15 protein-coding genes and 1 other annotated feature are annotated in these 16,130 nt (G+C 38.8%); of the genes, 4 read left to right on the top strand and 11 right to left on the bottom strand.

Annotated elements, in window-relative coordinates; translation table 11 throughout:
• Positions 1-102: 102 nt before the first annotated feature.
• On the bottom strand, positions 103-1,626 hold the full coding sequence (cls, locus tag QLQ22_RS06030; protein WP_223440404.1) for a cardiolipin synthase: 1,524 nt from the start codon (positions 1,624-1,626) through the stop codon (positions 103-105).
• Positions 1,627-1,775: 149 nt separating this feature from the next.
• The gene (mecA, locus tag QLQ22_RS06025) at positions 1,776-2,447 is read right to left on the bottom strand and encodes an adaptor protein MecA (RefSeq protein WP_223440403.1); all 672 of its coding nucleotides are present in this window, start codon (positions 2,445-2,447) and stop codon (positions 1,776-1,778) included.
• A 321-nt stretch (positions 2,448-2,768) separates the two neighbouring features.
• Here mecA and QLQ22_RS06020 point away from each other — a divergent pair, with 321 nt between their 5' ends.
• A complete protein-coding gene (locus QLQ22_RS06020; RefSeq protein WP_284016215.1) occupies positions 2,769-3,443 on the top strand; it encodes a TerC family protein in 675 nt (224 codons plus the stop codon).
• Positions 3,444-3,477: 34 nt separating this feature from the next.
• Here the strand turns inward: QLQ22_RS06020 and spxA are convergent, their stop codons facing one another.
• On the bottom strand, positions 3,478-3,879 hold the full coding sequence (gene spxA / locus QLQ22_RS06015; RefSeq protein ID WP_070879181.1) for a transcriptional regulator SpxA: 402 nt from the start codon (positions 3,877-3,879) through the stop codon (positions 3,478-3,480).
• A gap of 282 nt (positions 3,880-4,161) precedes the next feature.
• Positions 4,162-4,740 carry a GNAT family N-acetyltransferase gene (locus QLQ22_RS06010; RefSeq protein ID WP_223440401.1) on the bottom strand — a complete coding sequence of 193 codons (579 nt, stop codon included), beginning with the start codon at positions 4,738-4,740 and terminating at the stop codon, positions 4,162-4,164.
• A gap of 119 nt (positions 4,741-4,859) precedes the next feature.
• Here QLQ22_RS06010 and QLQ22_RS06005 point away from each other — a divergent pair, with 119 nt between their 5' ends.
• Complete coding sequence (locus QLQ22_RS06005) at positions 4,860-5,045, top strand: hypothetical protein (protein WP_223440400.1); 186 nt, start codon at positions 4,860-4,862, stop codon at positions 5,043-5,045.
• Between the two features lie 1,175 nt (positions 5,046-6,220).
• Here QLQ22_RS06005 and QLQ22_RS06000 read toward each other — a convergent pair.
• From QLQ22_RS06000 to QLQ22_RS05975, 6 genes are all read right to left on the bottom strand, one after another.
• Positions 6,221-7,426 (bottom strand): putative glycoside hydrolase, encoded by a 1,206-nt coding sequence (locus QLQ22_RS06000; RefSeq protein ID WP_223440398.1) that lies wholly within the window; start codon positions 7,424-7,426, stop codon positions 6,221-6,223.
• 162 nt (positions 7,427-7,588) lie between these two features.
• Positions 7,589-8,527 (bottom strand): ABC transporter ATP-binding protein, encoded by a 939-nt coding sequence (locus tag QLQ22_RS05995; protein WP_223440396.1) that lies wholly within the window; start codon positions 8,525-8,527, stop codon positions 7,589-7,591.
• Between the two features lie 3 nt (positions 8,528-8,530).
• Positions 8,531-9,574, bottom strand: a complete 1,044-nt coding sequence (locus tag QLQ22_RS05990) for an ABC transporter ATP-binding protein (RefSeq protein ID WP_223440394.1) — start codon at positions 9,572-9,574, stop codon at positions 8,531-8,533.
• Between the two features lie 21 nt (positions 9,575-9,595).
• Positions 9,596-10,618, bottom strand: a complete 1,023-nt coding sequence (opp3C, locus tag QLQ22_RS05985) for an oligopeptide ABC transporter permease (protein ID WP_223440392.1) — start codon at positions 10,616-10,618, stop codon at positions 9,596-9,598.
• Positions 10,618-11,544, bottom strand: a complete 927-nt coding sequence (gene opp3b / locus QLQ22_RS05980) for an oligopeptide ABC transporter permease (protein WP_284016214.1) — start codon at positions 11,542-11,544, stop codon at positions 10,618-10,620. Before opp3b ends, opp3C begins: the two co-directional genes overlap by 1 nt.
• 147 nt (positions 11,545-11,691) lie before the next feature.
• On the bottom strand, positions 11,692-13,389 hold the full coding sequence (locus tag QLQ22_RS05975) for a peptide ABC transporter substrate-binding protein (RefSeq protein WP_284016213.1): 1,698 nt from the start codon (positions 13,387-13,389) through the stop codon (positions 11,692-11,694).
• 415 nt (positions 13,390-13,804) lie between these two features.
• Here QLQ22_RS05975 and QLQ22_RS05970 point away from each other — a divergent pair, with 415 nt between their 5' ends.
• Both QLQ22_RS05970 and trpS read left to right on the top strand, forming a co-directional pair.
• Positions 13,805-14,164 carry a DUF3899 domain-containing protein gene (locus QLQ22_RS05970; RefSeq protein WP_284016212.1) on the top strand — a complete coding sequence of 120 codons (360 nt, stop codon included), beginning with the start codon at positions 13,805-13,807 and terminating at the stop codon, positions 14,162-14,164.
• A gap of 163 nt (positions 14,165-14,327) precedes the next feature.
• Positions 14,328-14,536, top strand: a binding site (T-box leader).
• Positions 14,537-14,589: 53 nt separating this feature from the next.
• The gene (gene trpS / locus QLQ22_RS05965; protein ID WP_223440384.1) at positions 14,590-15,576 is read left to right on the top strand and encodes a tryptophan--tRNA ligase; all 987 of its coding nucleotides are present in this window, start codon (positions 14,590-14,592) and stop codon (positions 15,574-15,576) included.
• A gap of 33 nt (positions 15,577-15,609) precedes the next feature.
• Here the strand turns inward: trpS and QLQ22_RS05960 are convergent, their stop codons facing one another.
• The gene (locus tag QLQ22_RS05960) at positions 15,610-16,098 is read right to left on the bottom strand and encodes an STAS domain-containing protein (protein WP_284016211.1); all 489 of its coding nucleotides are present in this window, start codon (positions 16,096-16,098) and stop codon (positions 15,610-15,612) included.
• Positions 16,099-16,130: the final 32 nt, after the last annotated feature.

The following is a 16,130-nucleotide window of genomic DNA, read 5'->3' as shown; positions in this document are numbered from 1 at the left end:
ATTTTCTGGCCGGGGATCTGCGCTTGCGCTAGCCATATAAGCACGTAAATTTTATCAATACGACCAAAAAAAGACATGCCATTTACGGCATGTCTCCTTAAATTATAACAAGGGGGAAAGCAGTCTGGACATTGATTCATAAAGCTTCTGCCTGAATGGGCGATTGTTGAATTCATCCATGATAATTTCATGAGATACTTTGAGATCACGCTCATACTCATCGACAAGCTTTTGCGTGCTTCTTGTCCGGTAAAGAAAGGCATTCACTTCAAAATTCAAATGGAAGCTTCTCATATCCATATTTGCAGTTCCTATAGAAGCAAGCTCATAATCAACAATGACAATCTTGCTGTGCATAAAGCCTTCTTCATATTCGTAAATTTTCACACCAGCTTCAAGCAATTCCAGGAAATAAGACCTTGAAGCATAGAAGACAATTTTTTTATCTGGACGCTTCGGCACAAGCAGCCTTACGTCTACACCGCTCAATGAAGCTACCTTTAAGGCTGAAAGAATATCTTCATCCGGTACAAAGTAAGGAGATGCGATCCAGATGGAATCTTTGGCAGATGTAATCATCGAGAAGAACAGATTCTTAATGACCTCCCATTTGTTATCAGGTCCGCCAGCAATTATCTGTACGCCCCCTTCATGCTCTTCAAGCTTAACAGAAGGCGTCATATATTCCTTCTTCACAATATTTTCTCCCGTCATGTAATACCAATCCTGAAGAAAGATCATTTGCAGCGTGCGGACGGCTTCGCCCCACACCATTAAATGGGTATCACGCCAAAAACCGAAAAACTCATTCTTGCCTAAATATTCATCACCGACATTCAAGCCGCCGACAAACCCGACAGTTCCATCGATGACTATGATTTTTCTGTGATTGCGGAAATTGACTTTGTTATTCAAAAAGGGCATTTTCACAGGTAGGAATGAAACAACATCAATGCCTGCCTGCTGCATTTCTTTAATGTACGCCTTTGATAATTTCCAGCTTCCGACTGAATCATATAAAAAGCGAACCTCTACGCCTTCTTTCACTTTCTTAATCAAAGCATCCTTTAATTTGTTGCCGACTTCATCGTGCCTGACAATATAATATTCAAGATGGATGTGATGCTCAGCCTTCTCAATTTCCCCGAAAATATGATTAAATGTCTCATTGCCATTCGTCAAGGCTTTCGTCCTTGTAGCAAATGAAATTGGAGTATGTCCAAGGCGATGCGCTAAATTAAAAAGCATTTGCTGATGGTCGCCCATTAAATCAATCTTATCCTCATAAGACGATTGATTACCTTCAATTTCAAACATGATTTTTTCATCAACCAGCGCTTTTCGGTCAAATAACTTCTTCTTTCTCACATTGCGTCCAAATACAAGGTAAAATAAAAAGCCGATCAGCGGAAAACTTCCAAGAACGACAAGCCATGTAATCGTTTGAGAGGGTTTCCGGTTTTCAAGAAAAATGACAAATCCGATAAAGATAACTGAAAATGCAAAGAGAACAGTGGTAGCTGTAATCATCCATTCACTTGAAATACTGCCCGTAAAATTTTGAATTATGTAGATAAAAAAACCAATAATAATTGCAAACAAAAGCACTCGAACCGTATTTTTCATGTTTTACCCCTGACTTTTATAAAAGGTTCTTTAGTATTAGCGATAACTGCGGATGCTTATACAAAAAAATTGTCCGAAAACAGCCTGTATAAAATTTAATGCTAAAAAAAGCCGACTTCAAACTTCATGAAATCGGCATTTCTTACTTTTTAGCTAAAATGTTTCTTAACAACGTCAAGAGCTTCATTCGCAATAATTTCCTTGCCGTATTCCGTGACTCGGTGAATGGTCATGCGCGATTCTTGTCCATACTCGAGAATAATACTCAGCATATTCTCAATGTCTTCATCTGAATGCTGCTCATCAAACTCTACATATAGGTAGTAGTTTTTATCCAGTGAGTAAAGTGAATTGACAAATCCGCTCACAGGAACTTGTGCTAAAGCAATAATATGTTCAAAATCATTAAATTTTATCAGAAATTGCAGCTGCTGCTCTTCTTCCTCCGCCGAACCGTCTGATTTATCATCAAGATCATCATTAAAGTGCTGATCTAAAATAGATTCAATGTTCTCATCGACCGGTAATTCCCTCACTTTATCCTCAGATAAAGGAAGTTCAATTTTCTGGCCGTCTTTTGACAGCTGAGCTCTTGTTACAATGACTTCTAAGCCTTTATCGAGAGCCTGAACCTGAATCCATAGCGGCCCTTCCACCATGAAGTCTTCCTCGTCGTGAACTTCATCCATCATTTCCCAAAATAACTCTTCACTTCTTTCGCGGTTGTACCAGATTTCATCTCTGTCAAAACCGCGTTCCTCTATATCAAGATATGAAATATAAAACTTTACGGTATATTCATTAATACGTTCTATCTCCATCTTTACAACCTTCCCTTCTATATATGATGGTGAAGGGACAACTAAACCCCTAAATAAGTTGCACTTTTCTACACTTTACCCAAATCAGCAGCTATTTAATCGTCAGCGCAACGCATCATTAGCTTATAAAACTTGTCTTGAAAATGAGACTTGCCTTTCAAGATTCTTGTACTCCTATTTTATGATAAAACAGCTCCGAATGAAATAAAAAAACCTTGAATTTACAAAAACAGTTATTTACCTATATAGAATGGCTCATAATTCAAAGATCGCTTCATATATATGGTACGAGCAGTCAATAACAGGGAAAGAGGTACTTAAATGGAACAGGAATTTCTCATGTCTTTGATTATGATTATCGGCATTGATTTGCTCCTTGGAGGAGATAACGCGATCGTTATTGCAATGGCAAGCCGAAATCTGCCCCCTAAACAGCGAAAAAAAGCAGTCATTTTAGGAACGGTCTTCGCAATAGGGGTTCGCATCATGCTTACTTCAGTCGCAGTCTATTTATTCCAGATTCCTTTTGTGCAGCTGATTGGCGGGATTCTGCTCCTCTATATCGCCTATCACTTAATTGTAGGAACTGAGGAAAAAGAAGAAGAAATAAAAAGCCATCAATCTTTGAGAAAAGCGGTTCAGACGATTGTACTGGCTGATATGCTGATGGGAATGGATAATGTCATTGCGGTTGCCGGGGCAGCTAATGGCCAGACATTCCTAGTGATAATCGGCTTGTTAATCTCGATCCCGATCATGATTTGGGGCAGCAATCTCATTCTAAAAATATTAGACAAATATCCTGCTCTCATTTATATCGGTGGAGGAATGCTTGCTTATACGGCAGGCAAAATGATTATCCATGAACACAAGCTTGCGCCAATATTCCATACTCATCCAAGCATGGGGGTCATGCTTCCTTATTTGCTCATTTTGTTTTTGATTTTATCTGGCTTCATTTATCAGCGCATAGAAAAAAACGAAAACCTTCCTTAACAGCTAAGGAAGGTTTTCTATGGGTTATGATTCATTAACTGAAATTCACTAAACGCTGTGCTTCACGCAGCTGATATGTGCGTACCTTTCTAGGCAAGAAGCGTCTGATTTCATCTTCATTGTATCCGACCTGCAATCGCTTTTCATCAATGATGATAGGGCGTCTTAATAGGCCTGGGTGCTCCTGAATCAGATCATAAAGATCTTGAAGAGGCATTGTTTCAACATTTACGTTCAATTTTTGAAAGATCTTTGAACGAGTAGAAATGATTTCATCTGTTCCATCTTCAGTCATGCGCAAGATTTCTTTAATCTCGTCAACTGATAGCGGCTCAGAAAAAATGTTGCGCTCTGTATATGCGATTTCATGTTCTTCTAACCATGCCTTCGCTTTACGACAAGAAGTACAGCTTGGTGAAGTATATAACGTTACCATAAACCTTTCACTCCTTTTTGTGTAAAATGAGCAGACTGCTTATAATAGTAATAAGTATTACTTTGCTTTTAAATTGAAATTACTACAATTAAGTAATATCTATAACGAATTATACTATAGAAAAGTAAGTAAGTATACACTTTTTAAATACAAATGTTTGACAAAACAGTTACAATTCCGTAAATATTGGAGGAATATATGTAATACTTTTATCAAATTCACTCAGAATCCCTGTTCTTTCAACATCATTAATCCCTCTGAATGCGGTCATCTGATTCTCAATTAATCCAGTCCATCGAAAATATCTTTCTGATTATCCTGCTCCTGCATGGATAAAACTTCCTGTACATCCTGATATTCTTTTCCGTAAAATTCTTTATCTTTATAAGTATGAATCATTAAGTATGTTTTTTTCATTGCTTCATAAATTAATTCTTCTGAAGAATCTTCAGGGGACCAATAAAGAATTTCCATTGCATTCACTTCGTTTGTAGCAAGCGACTTTCTTCTGTATCCGATTGATTTTGCATGCTGAAATCCTTCTCGCTGATAGAACTTTAAGCGCTTGCCCGTATCAAGAATATCTTCATCCACGGGTTCCACCTCTAGAATAATTGGTTTTCCTAATTCTTTTAAATTTGAAATCAGCTTATGTCCGAGACCCTGTCCTCTTGCTTTTTTCGATACAAACAAGTAATCAATAAAGATGAAATCTTCTAATTCAGCATACATAAGAACATGATATTCCCCTTCATCTTTATGATAAATATCACCCCGCTCTTTCAAAAGAGTTTCAATGTGTTCTTTAGATTTCATTTCCTCAATAGGAAAGTATTGATTTAATTTCTCATACCAGTTCATTGACCCGCTCCTTGCACGTTTTTACGTTCATTTCTTTCTAATTTAGATATACCCTCTTTTCTTAGTGTTAAACATGAGCTACTATAAAATTATAAGTAAATAATGGGATGGTGAGGATTTTGTTTGAATATGCGTTCGATTTTCTGCTTGTTGCTGTATTGGTTATTGGAATAACAGCTTTAATGGGAGTCATAACGAATGGAATCGGAGAAACCATCTTCAGCGGAAAAAAGAAAAATGAAAACGTTGAACACACTTTAAAAACCCAGGCAGGATGGCGAAAAGTCGGCGGCAGACGAAGTTAATATTTAATGAAGAAAAGCGGTCATTTTTGACCGCTTTTTTTGTTTTGATTTGAAGTGAGAGAAATCCGATTGATGGGAATCTTAGACGGGCTTTGAGTGCTCTATTTGCGCTGAGTCTGGATTTTGGGGAATCATAAACGGGCTTTGAGTACTCTAATCAGGTTGAGGCTGGATTTTGGGGAATCATAGACGGGCTTTGAGTGCTCTAATCACGCTGAGGCTGGATTTTGGGGAATCATAGACGGGCTTTGAGTACTCTAATCACGCTGATACTGAATTTTGTGGAATCATAAACGGGCTTTGAGTGCTCTAATCAGACTGAATCAAAATTTTGAGGAATCATAGCGAGCCTTTGAGTACTCTAATCACGCTGATACTGAATTTTGGGGAATCATAGCAAGCCTTTGGGTACTCTAATCACGCTGAATCTGGATTTTGGGGAATCATAGCGAGCCTTTGGGTACTCTAATCAGACTGAATCAGAATTTTTGGGAATCATAGATACCCTTTGAGTATTCTAATCACATTGAGTCTGGATTTTGAGGAATCATAGACGGCCTTTGAGTACTCTAATCACGCTGGGTCTGGATTTTGGGGAATCTAAGATGGCCTTTGAGTACTCTAATCACGCTGGGTCTGGATTTTGAGGAATCATAGACGCCCTTTGAATACTCTAATCACGCTGAGTCTGGATTTTGGGGAATCATAGCAAGCCTTTGGGTACTCTAATCACACTGATACTGAATTTTGAGGAATCATGGACGCCCTTTGAGTACTCTAATCACGCTGAGTCTGGATTTTGTGGAATCATAGCAAGCCTTTGAGTACTCTAATCACGCTGAATCTGGATTTTGAGGAATCATAGACGCCCTTTGAGTACTCTAATCAGACTGAATCAAAATTTTGAGGAATCATAGCGAGCCTTTGAGTACTCTAATCACGCTGATACTGAATTTTGAGGAATCATAGCAAGCCTTTGGGTACTCTAATCACACAGATACTGAATTTTGGGGAATCATACAGTTCATTTACTCACCAAAACCGACCTAACACAGGTTTTTTTGGAACATAGAATGCACTTACTGCACAAAACCAACAGAAAAAGGATACAAATTGCAGTGCAATTGTATCCCTTCAAAAAGAATCCGATTATTTAAATAAGCAGTTGCTGATAATCAAGGCGTGTAATCTACGCCTTTTGTATAGTTATTTCCGGCATTCCACAGAAGGTACTCTTTTATACCCTGATCATTCAATGCCTTGATTTGAGCTTCTATATCTTCTTTTCCATACTTTTTGTAGTTTCCGCTGCCGAGCCATGAAGCCGTAAAATCCTGAAGCCATGGCCGCGACACTGGTCTTGTTTTCAGCTCATCAAGTTTTTTATTTTCAAGCTTGGCATATTCTGTAATGAGTTCGTATGGTTTTAAGTCGGGCTTCTCAATTCCAAAATAGGCCGTCCAGTGACTAGGATAAATCATCGATGATATGACATCAACATGGTCAGAGATCTTTGTAAAGTTTTGGCCAATACCCGGTGCTTCTGGCAATGTAGCTGTATATCCAAAGATATCAACTGAGGTTTTAACGCCATAAGGTTTCAATTTTCCCCTCGCGTATTCAACAAAGTCCGTTACCGCTGTTACACGCTTCTGAACATTATCTTGTTTGGTATCTGTATAATCACCATGGCTGTATTTTAACGTGGCATCTTTATTCTCAAATCCTTCAGGAAAACGGACGTAATCAAATTGAATTTCCTGAAAACCGAGCTTTGCAGCTTCAATGGCAATTTGTACATTGTAATCCCATACTTCTTTTACAAATGGGTTTACAAATGACTCTCCCCGCCCGTTCTTCCAGACGCTGTTTCCATCTTTAAAAGACCATTCCGGCTTTTTGTTTGCGAGAACCGAGTCCTTAAATACAACAACTCTCGCAATCGGATAGATTTTCTTTTTCTCAAGCTCTTTCAGCATCGCCCGCGGATCTTTTATGTATTGATGACTAATATCGTAATAAGGAGAAGATGGATCAGGGCGGTAAGTTAAATTTCCATAATCATCTTTCACATCAATAACCATTGCGTTTAGGTCAGTCGAATCCATTAGCTTTGTCAGCTGTGCAAATTTACTGCCGCCGGCAGAGTGTCCCGACACGTAGATTCCTCTGATTGCATCTGGATATTCAAAGTTCAGTCCCGAGTCAAAAACAAAACGGGGCATCGATTCCGGGAGTTCTTTCTTTTGATACACAAGTGCTTTACTATCGTGTGCAGATGCAACTAAGCCTGTTTCTGCTTCTGTCTGACTGCCTGCTCCTGCTGCAGCTATAGAACCTGCTACCAGGCATGCAGGTACAATCTTTTTAAAAAAAGCCACGGTTAACACCCTCCATTTGCTGATCTGTCCTCATTATAAATGAAAAATCAGGATGTTTATACATGTATTGGGACTTATTTTGACAATTTCCAACAGCTTTCTGTTGTCATTTCTCATGCTTTTCAAAAAAAAAGTGATCTCAGTTCATGAGATCACTTTTCATTATTTTGCATATAAAGTTTTGTACTGCTTATATTCAGCTTCTGAACACATCACGAAATGGCCTGGTTTTACTTCGCGGAACTGCGGCTCATCTCCTTCTGTATACTGATGCTGAGCCGGGTCGTATTTCTTTCTAATACGAGTGCGCTCATAATCAGGATCCGGAAGCGGTATAGCAGAAAGCAAAGCTTGAGTATACGGATGAATCGGATTGTTATAAAGCTCTTCTGCGTCTGCAAGCTCAACCAGCTTGCCGAAATACATTACACCGATGCGGTCGCTGATGTATTTTACCATTGAAAGGTCATGCGCAATAAATAGATACGTAAGTCCTTTTTCTTTTTGCAGATTCTTCATTAAGTTTACTACTTGTGCCTGAATCGATACATCTAAAGCAGAGATTGGCTCATCTGCAATAATGAAGTCCGGATCTACTGCAAGTGCACGCGCGATTCCGATACGCTGACGCTGTCCGCCGCTGAATTCATGAGGAAAACGGTTTGCATGCTCACGATTCAGACCTACTGTTTCAAGAAGCTCGTACACTCTTTCCATCCGATCTTTATCGGACTTTGCCAGACCGTGGATATCAATTCCCTCGGCAATAACGTCAGATACCTTCATACGAGGGTTTAAGGAAGCGTATGGATCTTGGAAAATCATCTGCATTTTGCGGTTAAAGGTTTTCAGCTCGCTTTTGGATTTTTTTCCGTGAACATTTACGCCGTTAAACTTTACTTCACCGTCTGTAGCGTCGTATAAACGGATAATTGAACGGCCGGTCGTTGACTTTCCGCAGCCTGATTCACCTACAAGACCAAGAGTTTCACCTTTATATATATCAAATGAAATATTATCAACTGCTTTTACTTCATTTGCTTTTCCTACATTAAAGTGCTGTTTTAGGTTTTTAACCTCAAGAAGTTTTTCTCTTTTCATCTTCTACTTTCCCTCCTTCATTTCAGGGAACTTGCGCTGGCGAAGTTTTACCGCTGCAGGCGGTTCAACCTTTGGTGCATCAGGATGAAGCAGCCATGTTGCAGCATAATGTGTATCAGATACTTTAAACATTGGCGGCTGTTCTTCTAAATCAATTTGCATCGCATATTCGTTACGCGGTGCAAAAGCGTCACCTTTTGGAGGATGCAATAAGTTTGGAGGCGTTCCAGGTATCGCATACAGCTCCTGATCTTGTGAATCAAGGCTCGGCATTGAACTAATCAGGCCCCAAGTATATGGATGCTGCGGATTGTAAAAAATCTCATCTACTGTTCCGATCTCGATGATTTTTCCGCCGTACATAACTGCTACACGATCAGCTACATTTGCAACTACTCCAAGATCGTGGGTAATGAAAATAATCGATGTGTCAATTTTCTTTTGCAGATCCTTCATAAGCTCAAGAATCTGTGCCTGAATCGTAACATCAAGTGCGGTAGTAGGCTCGTCCGCAATTAAAACTTTCGGATTACATGCAAGCGCGATGGCAATAACAACCCTCTGTCTCATACCGCCCGAAAATTGATGAGGATATTGTTTGAAGCGCAGTTCAGGCTTTGGAATTCCAACGAGGCGCAAAAGGTCAATCGCTCTTTCCTTTGCCTGGGCTTTGCTCATATTTTGGTGCTTTACGATAGGTTCCATGATTTGCTTTCCAACAATCATCGTCGGATTTAAAGAAGTCATAGGATCCTGGAAGATCATCGAAATATCTTTACCGCGGATCTTCTGCATTTGCTTATCCGTTAAGGAAGCTAAGTTCTTTCCATTAAAGAGGATTTCCCCTTTTTTGATTTCAGAGTTGCTCTCAGGCAATAATCGCATGATGGACTTTGTTGTAACTGATTTACCAGAGCCTGATTCACCTACAATCGCCAGAGTTTCCCCTTTTTTCAAGTCAAAGTCCACACCGCGAATGGCTTGTACTTCTCCTGCAAACGTGTGGAACGATATATGCAAATCTTTTACTTCTAATATTTTTTCCATCTTTGGGTCACCTGCCTTTTTCTAGTCTCTCATCTTAGGATCCAGCGCATCGCGCAGTCCATCTGCAATCATGTTAAATGCAATCATAATGACACTGATTACGATCGCCGGGTATATCATTTGATAAGGGAACGCTCTCATTGATTTAAACCCTTCGTCAATTAACGTTCCTAGAGAGGCAAGAGGATCCTGTAATCCAAGTCCGATGAAGCTTAAGAACGCCTCGAAGAAAATAGCATTCGGTATGGTAAACATTGTATTGATGATTATTACCCCAACTAAGTTTGGAATGAGATGTTTAAAGATAATTTTTCCATGACTTGCACCAAGTGTTCTCGATGCCAGTACGAATTCCTGATTCTTAAGTTTAAGAACTTGTGCACGAACGACCCTGGCCATTCCAACCCATCCAGTTATGGTTAATGCAACTGTGATGGAGATAATACCAGGTTTTAAAATTAATATCATGAGTATAACGACAACAAGGTTCGGTATCCCCATCAGAACTTCGATGATACGCTGCATGACGTTATCAATTCGTCCTCCAAAGTAACCGGAGATTGCACCGTAAGCTACACCGATGATCATATCGATGAATGCAGCTAAAAAGGCAATATAGAGAGAAATTTGTGTCCCTTTCCAGATGCGGGTAAACTGATCTCGGCCCAGGTTATCTGTTCCAAGCCAGTAATATTCTTTAATTTGTTTTTGTTCATAAATCTTTATTTCTTCACCATTATTAAGAGTTCTTGTTCCATCAAAAGGCAGCCAGCTGATGTTTTCAAGTCCTTGAATACGTGGAGGCAAATTAGCATGTGTTGCTTTTTGACGGGCTGAGTCGTATCCGCTGACAGCAGGCCCGATAAATGCTAAAAGAGTTAATAGAACGATTACAATTAAACTGAAAACGGCAGCTTTATTCTTTCTTACTCGCAGCCATGCATCCTGCCAATAATTGAGACTCGGCTTATTTATTTCTTCACTCTTTGAAGAATCAATTTTAGCGGGTTGAAATAATTCTTTGTTGATTTCTTTTTGTGCCATTATTTTTTACCTCCCGCTAAACGAATTCGTGGGTCAATGATGCCGTATAAAATATCGACAACAAGAATAATTAAGACAAATAGGAAAGCAAATAAAAGGGTTGTACCCATAATGACTGGGTAGTCGTTCACAGTAATTGACTTAACAAACTGTTCGCCAAGTCCAGGAACGGAGAATATTTTCTCAATAACAAGTGATCCTGTCATGAGTCCTACTGCAAGCGGTCCTAAAACCGTTACAACTGGAATTAATGCATTTCGCAGGGCATGTTTAAAGGCAATTTCAAAGTAGCTTGCACCTTTTGCTTTTGCAAGTGTAATGTAATCAGAATTTAAAACATCGATCATTTCCGTTCTCATAAAACGTGCAGCAATCGCAATTGGGAACATAGCAAGAGCTATTGTAGGCAAAATGCTGTATTCAGGTCCGCGCCAGAATGCAACTGGCAGCCATCCGAGCTTGACTCCGATGTAATATTGCAATAAACCGGCAAAAACAAATGAGGGGATGGATTTACCGATTACAGCAAAGAATGTTGCACCGTAATCTACCCAAGTGTTTTGGCGCAGTGCACCGATAATACCTAGAAATATTCCGAATAACGTTCCTACAAACATTGCCTGAAATCCGAGGATAGCAGATGGGGCTATACGAGCAGCAAGCAGCTCTGATACCGGAGTGTTGTCAAATTGGAATGATACTCCAAGATCACCTTTAGCCAAGTTTGTCATGTAAGTAAAATACTGCACGGGTACAGGCTGGTCCAACCCATAATTGTCTTTCATAATTTCCACCTGTGCATCTGACAACTTACCGTTATTAAATGGAGTACCGGGGATCAGTTTCATAAGGAAAAATGTAAATGAAGCAATTAATATAAGAGTAATAAGCATGTAAATCATACGTTGGCCTAAATATTTAACCATGTGTGCACCTCCTAGAACTATATGGAAAATTCAGAATCATCTACATAATTCGACAATTCTTTAGCAGGTAAAAAGAGAGTATATACCATATACTCTCTTTTTATTCTTTTTGATTATAATCATTTGCCTTAATTTCGTAAATAATTATTACTCAGCGTCAGTGATTTTAATCCACTTGTAGCTGTATTCAGGTCCTACAAGGTGATAAGTGAAACCTTCAACGTTTTTGTTGATAAGAAGGTTAGAAGCACGCTGATACATTGGAGCGATACCTGCATCTTCATCTAATACAACTTTTTCAGCTTCTTGAAGTGCTTCGAAACGTTTAGCTGGATCGTTAGCTAAAGTTGTTTGAGCATCTTTCAATAATTTGTCATACTTTTCGTTAGAGTATGCCATTCTGTTATTTCCGCCATCAGTTATCCATAGATCTGAGAATGAAATTGGATCTAGATAGTCAGGACCCCAGCCTGCAGCCTGGATATCATAATCCATTGTTTTGTCACGATCTAAACGAACACTGAAAGGAACACTTTGTACATCAATCGTTAATCCTTCAAGTGTGTTTTGAAGCTGATCTTTCATGTAAGAGTCAACTGTTTTAGACGTTTCAGTATCTCCGCCTAGGTAAACTAATGTCACTTCTTTTTGGCCAATTTCTTCTAAGCCTTTAGCCCAAAGTTTTTTAGCTTCTTCTGCGTTATAAGTTAGTAAGTCTCCATTAGCTTCACGGAAGTCTTTGCCGCTTTCAGGATGTGTAACGAATTCTTTTGGTACAGCATAGTTTGCTGGAATAGAACCATTGTTTAAGATTTCATTTGTTAAATCTTCTTTGTTGAAAGCCATAGCAATTGCTTTACGGATGTTAACGTTTGCAAGCGCCTCGTTCTTTTGATTTAATTTAAGCCAGAAAATTGTAGGCTCTAACCATCTTAACAGGCGGTCGTCACCTTCATATTGTGCGATAACTGCTGGTGTTGAAAGTTTAGGAGTCACATCTGCTTCTCCAGCTTCAAATGCGTTTGCTGCAGCTTGAGGATCTTTTGAAACGTTAAATTGAATTTTCTCAAGGCTTACATTTTTTGCATCCCAGTATTCAGCATTTTTCTCTAAAGTCCACTCAGTATCAGCAGGTCCTTCCCATCCTTGAATCGTGAAAGGTCCATTGAACACTAAATTTTCTGATTTTTTACCGAAATTTGCAGCCTGTTCTTCAACAAACTTTTGGTTTTGAGGATAGAATGTCGGGAAAGCCATTAATGATTTAAAGAAAGGAATTGGTTTTTCAAGAGTAATCACCAATGTTTTTTCATCTTTAGCTTTAACACCTAAATCTTCTGGTTTCGCTTTTCCATTATATAATGCTTCTGCATTTTTAATCTTACCCATCATCATGTATGGACCATATGCAGATCCTGTTTCAGGATTAAGAGCACGCTGCCAAGCAAATACGAAATCGTTTGCAGTAACAGGCTCACCGTTAGACCATTTAGCATCTTCTCTTAATTTAATTGTATATTCTGTGCCGTCTTCATTGGCTTCAGGCTCGCCGTCAGCCATACCAGGCACTGGCTCTTGGTTTTCATCAATACGGTATAAACCCTCGTTCGTATTGTTTAATTGAGATAAACTGATAGTATCTTCAGCTAGTACTGAGTCCATCGATGGAATCTCAGATGATTCTAAAACTTTAAGCTCCTGTGCCACATTTGATTCTTCTTTAGAGTCTTTATCTTTGTCTCCTCCGTCAGAAGAACCCTGATTGCCTCCGCCGTAGCAAGCCGTTAAGAAAACGCTTAAAACAAGCGAAAGAACTAAAAGCAATGAAAATTTTGACTTTTTCATTAATAACCCTCCCTTTTATTTTTAAAAAATTCTTACAAACACTATTATACAAGCTTTCGAATTTTTGTACATTCATTTTTTTAATAAAATTTACACAAATGCAATAAAATTAAGACTATTTTGAATGAAAAATAGTTCTTTATACCTATATAAAGTGTCGGAATTAGTCCTGATATTTCATTTGAATAACACAGCGAATACTAAAGGCTTAGTCTTTGTAAAGAAGTTAAATAGTGTGTAAAATATAAAATGTATACAATATACAACAATAGCTAATAAACTATTTTGCGGGCATAATGAAAAGATTCTGACTAGTTTTATTATTCTTGCTATAATATCTTTCGTATATTTCTATACAAAATTACTATTTAACGGATTGCACTTTAGTATAATTAGTTAAAAAAAGAGGGTATTTATGAAACGAAATTTATTTTTATTAGCGTTTTCCGTGTCGTTTGTTCTAGTTTTTATGCTTTCCCTTTTATTTTATGGAGAAATTACGCTTCTTCACTATATCAATATTTCTTTTTATCTATCTGGAATCCTGCTCTTCATTTCGATGTTCCTGCTTGTAGCTGAGGGCGGATTTTTTGATGGAATTACCCAAGGCTTCCGAAGAACCTTTCAATCAAAAGGCAGAGATTTAGAAAAGGAAGAGGTAGAGGAAATGAGGCTGTTTTCAGAGCTGCTCAGCGTTGAATATATGCCCTTCCTATTAGCAGGACTTCTTCTTGCCGCCACCATGTTTACAGGATTGGTGTTCTATTACCTCTAATGCAGTTGATTATCTTGGTGTAAGCTTTTATAATAAGAAAAGCGGAAGAACCTTGGTCAGCTCCGAAAGGCGGATCCGTTCTGACCGGGGATCAGGCACTTTTGCTGGACATCAATGTCTGCAAAACTTTAAACTTTCCTATATCTTTAATAAAATCTTTATTTAAAAAGCGATGATAAAGAGTAGTACATAGTGAATTCATTTATAGAGAGCCTGCTGCTGCTGGGATGCGGGTAATGAAAACTGTGGAATGGACTTTTGAGCAGCTGACTGAAAGTTAGTAGGATCAGCCGTTTCGTCTTGCGTTAAAAGACGTTAAGTGATTTCTTTTAGAAATAATTAGGGTGGCACCGCGGTCCATTCGTCCCTGTTCAGCAGGACACGAATGGGCTTTTTTGTATGTAAACCAATATAGGAGTGATAAAATGAAAACCATTTTTTCGGGCATTCAGCCCTCAGGACACGTTACATTAGGAAATTATATCGGGGCATTGAAGCAATTTATTGATCTGCAGCATGATTACGATTGCTACTTTTGCATCGTCGATCAGCATGCTATAACTGTCCCTCAGGACCGCCTCCAGCTGCGCAAAAATATCCGCAGTCTTGCAGCACTTTACCTCGCGATCGGCATCGATCCTGAAAAAGCAACATTATTTGTACAGTCTGAAGTTCCTGCGCACGCTCAGGCAGGGTGGATGCTTCAATGTGTTGCATATATCGGGGAGCTTGAGAGAATGACGCAATTTAAGGATAAATCTACTGGAAAAGAAGCTGTTTCTGCTGGATTATTAACTTATCCTCCACTAATGGCTGCCGACATTCTACTATATAAAACGGACATCGTTCCTGTCGGAGAAGATCAAAAACAGCATTTAGAGCTTACACGTGATCTGGCAGAGCGCTTTAACAAGAAGTATAACGACATCTTTACAATCCCTGAGGTCCGAATTCCAAAAGTCGGCGCTAGAGTCATGTCGCTTGCAGACCCTCTGAAAAAGATGAGCAAATCAGATTCAAACTTAAAATCGTTTATTACTCTCTTAGACGAACCTAAGTCGATTGAAAAGAAAATAAAGAGCGCAGTAACTGATTCAGAAGGAATTGTAAAATACGACAAAGAAAACAAGCCAGGTGTTTCGAATCTTCTATCTATCTATTCCATTCTCTCTGGAGAATCAATTGCTGATTTAGAAAAAAAATATGAAGGCAAAGGCTACGGGGATTTCAAGAACGATACAGCAGCTGCTGTGATTGAAGTGCTGAAGCCAATTCAAGAAAAGTACCATGCTTTATTAGAGTCAGAAGAATTGGATCAAATTTTAGACCGGGGCGCAGAAAGAGCAAATGCTGCAGCTAATAAAATGATTAAAAAAATGGAAAACGCAATGGGACTTGGCAGAAAAAGATAGCAAATATAAAAAGAGCATCTTGCGATGCTCTTTTTATATTTGCTGTTCAATTTCCAATCCTTTTTGACTCATTAAATATTGAAGGGCTGTCCTGAACGTCAAAAATGACTGAATATCATTGTAGTTCGTTAATCCAGAAGTGACAAGCAGCTGGGTTAAAGCCGGTCCAAAGCCTACATATAATATTTGAATGCCCATCAGCCTGATTGCTGACGTCATATTATGGATATAGGCTCCAAACAGATCAAGCTCCCATATTTCTTTCTCTGAGATTGCTGAAAAATCGACAATAACATTAGAAATTTCATCTGAATGGGAAACCTCTAATATTTTTGAGATAATCTGATCAAACCTTTCAGAAGAAAGCCTTCCTGTTATGGGCACAAGTATAGTATCAGGAATAATGGACGGGATAATCGGAACAGAAATCTCCTTTATTATCTCAGCACTTGCTTCTAATTGCTTTTTAAGTTCGAGAATTTCCGACTGTAAAGCTGCAATTTGTTCTTTTTCACTGCTCATATATGAACCCTCGCTAATCGTTAATAGTCGCA

The sequence above is a fragment of the Metabacillus hrfriensis genome, assembly GCF_030127205.1.
Classification (GTDB): domain Bacteria; phylum Bacillota; class Bacilli; order Bacillales; family Bacillaceae; genus Bacillus_P; species Bacillus_P dongyingensis.
Note: the sequence above shows the minus strand (reverse complement) of the source record. Positions and strands in the feature narration are given on the sequence as shown.